5 protein-coding genes are annotated in these 5,585 nt (G+C 65.7%); all 5 read left to right on the forward strand.

Annotated elements, in window-relative coordinates:
- Positions 1 to 98: 98 nt before the first annotated feature.
- The 5 genes from RSO01_RS45705 (at position 99) to RSO01_RS45725 (ending at position 5,529) form a co-directional block, all read left to right on the forward strand.
- The gene (locus RSO01_RS45705) at positions 99 to 1,280 is read left to right on the forward strand and encodes a vWA domain-containing protein (RefSeq protein WP_147157287.1); all 1,182 of its coding nucleotides are present in this window, start codon (positions 99 to 101) and stop codon (positions 1,278 to 1,280) included.
- Positions 1,281 to 1,325: 45 nt separating this feature from the next.
- Positions 1,326 to 3,020: a thiamine pyrophosphate-requiring protein gene (locus tag RSO01_RS45710; RefSeq protein WP_281291651.1), complete on the forward strand. Its 1,695-nt coding sequence runs from the start codon at positions 1,326 to 1,328 to the stop codon at positions 3,018 to 3,020.
- A gap of 14 nt (positions 3,021 to 3,034) precedes the next feature.
- Positions 3,035 to 3,424, forward strand: a complete 390-nt coding sequence (locus RSO01_RS50340; protein WP_147157289.1) for a thioredoxin domain-containing protein — start codon at positions 3,035 to 3,037, stop codon at positions 3,422 to 3,424.
- A 21-nt stretch (positions 3,425 to 3,445) separates the two neighbouring features.
- Positions 3,446 to 4,105: a hypothetical protein gene (locus tag RSO01_RS50345; protein ID WP_170303879.1), complete on the forward strand. Its 660-nt coding sequence runs from the start codon at positions 3,446 to 3,448 to the stop codon at positions 4,103 to 4,105.
- A gap of 92 nt (positions 4,106 to 4,197) precedes the next feature.
- A complete protein-coding gene (locus tag RSO01_RS45725; protein WP_246159257.1) occupies positions 4,198 to 5,529 on the forward strand; it encodes a dipeptidase in 1,332 nt (443 codons plus the stop codon).
- Positions 5,530 to 5,585: the final 56 nt, after the last annotated feature.

Genomic DNA, 5,585 nt, shown 5'->3' on the forward strand with positions numbered 1-5,585 from the left:
TCGACAGCCCGTGCAACCCCCTCACCTAACCTCTCCCCCTAGCGGGGGAGAGGAACATGAAGCGAAGAGGAACGAGATAGAAGCCTGAGGCGATCGCCATGTTCACCAACTTCTTCCTCGAGCTGCGCCAGGCCAAGGTGCCGGTCTCCATCAAGGAGTACCTGGCGCTGATGGAAGCGATGGACAAGCACGTCGCCGACTACAGCGTCGACGACTTCTACTATCTGTCGCGCTCCATCCTGGTGAAGGACGAGCGTAACCTCGACAAGTTCGACAAGGTGTTCGGCCACGTCTTCAAGGGGCTCGAGGCGCCGGCCGGCGAGGGCGCCGCCGCCGAGATCCCGGAAGAGTGGCTGCGCAAGCTCGCCGAGAAGCTGCTGACCGACGAGGAGAAGGCCCAGATCGAGGCGATGGGCGGCTGGGAGAAGCTCATGGAGACGCTGAAGAAGCGTCTCGAGGAGCAGCAGAAGCGACACCAGGGCGGCAGCAAGTGGATCGGCACGGCGGGCACCTCGCCGTTCGGCGCCTACGGCTTCAATCCCGAGGGCGTGCGCATCGGCCAGGACAAGAACCGCGAGGGCCGCGCCGTCAAGGTGTGGGACAAGCGCGAGTACAAGAACCTCGACGACACCGTCGAGATCGGCACGCGCAACATCAAGATCGCGCTGCGCCGGCTGCGCAAGTTCGCGCGCGAGGGCGCCGAGATCGAGCTCGACATGCCCGACACCATCCGCTCGACGGCGCGGAACGCGGGCTATCTCGACATCAAGATGATCCCCGAGCGGCGCAACAAGGTGAAGCTGTTGCTGCTGTTCGACATCGGCGGCTCGATGGACGCCCACATCCGCGTCTGCGAGGAGCTGTTCTCGGCGGCGCGCTCGGAGTTCAAGCACCTCGAATTCTTCTACTTCCACAACTGCCTCTACGAGAAGCTGTGGAAGGACAATCGCCGCCGCCACGTCGACACCTACCAGACGCAGCAGCTGCTCCACACCTTCCCGCCCGACTACAAGATCATCTTCGTCGGCGACGCCTCGATGAGCCCCTACGAGATCGCCTATCCCGGCGGCTCGGTGGAGCACTGGAACGAGGAGGCGGGCCAGGTCTGGATCCAGCGCATGGCCGATACCTACCGCAGCATGGTGTGGCTGAACCCGGTGCCCGAGCGGCACTGGAGCTACACACCCTCCATCCAATTGCTGCAGCAGCTAAGCTCCAACCGCATGTTTCCGCTGACCCTGGGCGGCCTCGACAGTGCTATGAAGGAGCTGAACAAATGACAGCCGACAGGCTGTCATCCTGAGCGAAGCGAAGGATCTCATGCCGTGGCAAGCGGCGATGAGGTCCTTCGCTTCGCTCAGGACGACACTGTAGGGAGGGGAACAACGATGAAGACCGGGCCAGCGATCGCCGACATTCTCAAGAAGGAAGGCGTCGAATACCTCTTCGCCTATCCGGTCAATCATCTGATCGAGGCCTGCGCCGCGGTCGACATCCGCCCCATCATCGTCCGCCAGGAACGCATCGGCCTGCACATGGCCGACGCCATGTCGCGCCTCACCAAGGGCCGCAAGATGGGCGTGTTCTGCATGCAGAGCGGACCGGGCTCGGAGAACGCCTATGGCGGCGTCGCCCAGGCGTTCGGCGAATCGGTCCCGTTGCTGGTGATCCCGCAGGGCTATCCGCGGCGCATCGCGCACGTGCCGCCGAACTTCAACTCGACCCTGGCCATGGCGCATGTCGCCAAGCACGCCGAGCCGATCACCAACGGCAGGGAAATCGTCAACATCATGCGCCGGGCGTTCAACATGCTGCGCAACGGCCGCGGCTCGCCGGTGATCATCGAGCTGCCGAACGACGCCTATGCCGAGGACGCGCCCGATCCGCTGGACTACGAGCCCGTCGTGGTCACCAAGTACGGTCCCGAGGCCGGACAGGTGGCCGAAGCCGCCAAGGTGCTGATGGCCGCCAAGCGTCCGGTGATCTATGCCGGCCAGGGCGTGCACTGGGCCGAAGCCTATGCCGAGCTGAAGGAGCTCGCCGAGCTTCTCGCCATCCCGGTCTGCACCAGCCTCGAGGGCAAGAGCTGCTTCGACGAGACCCACCCGCTGGCGCTGGGCTCGGGCGGCCGCGCCTACCCGAAGGCGGTGCGCCAGTTCCTCGATCAGTCCGACGTCATCCTGGGCATCGGCTGCTCGTTCACCGAGACCAACTTCGGCATCTCCATGCCGAAGGGCAAGACCATCATCCACGCCACGCTGGATCCCGCGCATATCAACAAGGACGTGCCGGCAAAGTACGGCCTGGTCGGTGACGCCAAGCTGACGCTGACGGCCCTGATCGCGGCCTGCAAGGCAGCAGGCGCCACGAAGAGGGATGCGGGCCCGGTCGCCGCTGAGATCAAGGCGGTTGCCGACGAATGGCTGAAGGAGTGGATGCCCAAGCTCACCAACAACGAGGCGCCGCTCAATCCCTACCGCGTGCTGTGGGACCTGCAGCACACGGTCGACATGGCCAACACCATCATCACCCACGACGCCGGCAGCCCGCGCGATCAGCTCTCGCCTTTCTGGAAGAACACGGCGCCGCACACCTACATCGGTTGGGGCAAGACCACGCAGCTCGGCTACGGGCTGGGGCTGGCCATGGGCGCCAAGCTCGCCTGCCCGGACAAGCTCTGCATCAACGTGTGGGGTGACGCCGCCATCGGCTTCACCGGCATGGATTTCGAGACCGCGGTGCGCGAGCGCATCCCCATCATGTCGGTGCTGCTCAACAACTTCTCGATGGCGATCGAATTGCATATCATGAAGGTCTCGACCGAGAAGTACCGCTCGACCGACATCTCCGGCGATTACGCCGCCATGGCCCGCGCCTTCGGCGGCTACGGCGAGCGCGTCACCAAGCCCGAGGATATCATTCCTGCGATCAAGCGTGGCATCGAGCAGACCAAGAAGGGCGTACCTGTTCTGCTGGAGTTCATCACCTCCAAGGAAGTGACGATCTCCGTCCCCAAATGACGAGGGAGGCCGACATGGCCATCATTCTCACGCCAACTGCCGAACACAAGGTCACGACCACCGACGGGCTCTGGATGAGCGCGTCGGATGCCGAGAAGGTCACCGGCTGGACGCTGAAGCCGGAAGGCATGTGCCTGGCCGAACGCTGCGTGCCGCTGCCTGTGACCGCCGTGAAGGACAAGCGCGTCGATGTGGCGGCGTTCTGGAACAAGCTCGGCGGCCCCGTGGTCGCCGCCGAGAACGGCGAGGTCTGGGCGCTGGGCGCTCCGGCCGACGAGCGCAATGCCGCGCTCGAAGGCCTGATGGCGCCGGACTTCACCTTGCCCGACGTCGACGGCACGCCGCGCACCTTGTCCCAGCTCAGGGGCAGGAAGGTCTTCCTCGCCACCTGGGCCAGTTGGTGAGGCTGCCGCTTTGACTTGCCCGTGTGGCAGGCACTCTATGACGAGCTGAAGGACAAGGGTTTCATGGTCGTGGCCGTGGCGGAGGAAAGCCGCGGTGCCGAGCATGCGCGGCCGTGGATCGACCAGGCCCGGAAGAGCAGCGAGTCGAGCTACTGGCAGCTGATCGATACCGACCATCGCCTGAGCGATCTCTACAATCTCGTGAACGTGCCGCAGGCGATCTGGATCGACGAGCAGGGTCGCATCGTGCGGCCGCCCGAGACCGCGGGCTCGACCGATCACTTCCGGCGCATGGACCTCAAGACGCGCACCATGTCGCCCGAAGACCAGGCGGCGAGGCTCGCCGCCCGCGAGGAATATCTCGATGCCGTGCGCGCCTGGGTGAATACGGGCAAGCATGCCTTGCCAGCCGATGCCGCGCGCGCCGGGCTGCCCAAGACGACAAGGGAGATCGCCGAGGCGCATGCCCGATTCAGATTGGGTGTATGGCTGCGCGCCCATGGTGATCCGGTCGAGGGCGACCGGCAGATGAACACAGCGAGTGCACTTCATCCCGATTCATGGAGCATGTGGCGCCAGGCCGCCGATCTCGACGAAGTCGGCAAGGCGTCGGGCCCCGACTTCTGGAAACGCGTGCAGGCCCTGGGCGATCGGCCGTATTATCCGCCGCCCAAGCTCTAGTCCGCTGGGGCGCGTCACTCCAGTGACGCGTCTTTGCGTCAACGAAGAAGATCGCGCCACTGGAGTGGCGCACCCCCAGCGACGAGACCGAGATGAGAGTTCACTGGCGCGATCTTGGAAGCTCTCGCGCCAACAGGGCCGACGGCAAGTCCGTCGAGCTCGCGGGCTTTCCGCTGACAGCGATGTCGCTGCCGACCGCCGATCACTTCCTGATGATGGCCGAGCCTGGCTGCTGCGCAGGCTGCGTGCCTGCCAACCGGCTGGCGGTCGTGGAAGTCTTCGCCGACCAGCCGCTGAAGATCGGCAATGGGCAGTTGCGCCTCACCGGCACCTGGCGGGTCTCGTCCGATGCCGACGGCTGGCGCTACCAGCTCCATGGCGCCGAGGTGAAGCGCGGCGTCACCCGACGTGCCCTGATGGCGGCGAGCCCGCTCTTCTGCCTGTCCGCAGTGCCGGCGATGGCGCAGGTCGACGGCACGGCGGTCGACGCCCACAGCCACGCCGGCAACCTGACCCAGATGGCCTATGGTCGCGGCAGCTTCGCGCCGGTCGCCGAGCCGATGCGCCAGGGCGGTGTGTCGGCGATCTGTCTCGCCGTCGTTTCCGATTCGCCGATCATCAAGACCATGGACGGCCGCCTGCGGCCGGGCCGCGATCCGCGGCCGGGCGAGCTTTACGACTACACCCAACGGTCGTTCCAGCAGATCCATGCGCTGGCAGGCGCACAGCAGTTGCCGTTGCTCAGGACGGCGGCGGATCTCAACGGCGCGCGCGCCAGCCGGCCGTCGATCATCGTCTCGTCCGAAGGCGCCGATTTCCTCGAGGGCAGGATCGAACGCCTCGACGAGGCCTACCAGCGCTGGGGACTGCGGCATCTGCAGCTCACGCACTACCGGCCCAACGAGCTGGGCGACATCCAGACCGAGCCCAGCGTGCATGGCGGCCTGACACAATTCGGCGTCGAGGTGGTCCGTCGCTGCAACCAGCTGGGCATCGTCGTCGACGTGGCGCACGGCACTTACGAGCTGGTCAAGAAGGCGGCGTCGGTGACGACCAAGCCGCTGGTGCTGTCGCACACCTCGCTGACCACCCGGCCGGCGGCATGGACGCGTCGCATCCTGCCCGACCATGCCCGTGCCATCGCCGCGACCGGCGGCGTTATCGGCATCTGGCCGGTCCTGGAGTTCTTCCCCAACATCGTGGCCTATGCCGACGGCTTCGCGCGCATGGTCGATGTCGTCGGCATCAACCATGTCGGCCTGGGCACCGACCAGCTCGGCCTGCCCGGCGGCAGCGCGATGCCGAGCTATGCCGACTTGCCGCAACTGGCTGCCGCTCTTCGCGGCAAATTCTCGCCCGAGGAAACGGCAAAGCTGCTCGGCGGCAATTATCGGCGGGTGTTTACCGCAAGCCTGCCCTCGTAGCTCGGGGTTGACAGCACTGCTGGCACTCGCGTCCGGCGACACAAGGCGCGGCGTTA

Source organism: Reyranella soli (genome assembly GCF_007992495.1).
Taxonomy (GTDB): Bacteria; Pseudomonadota; Alphaproteobacteria; order Reyranellales; family Reyranellaceae; genus Reyranella; species Reyranella soli.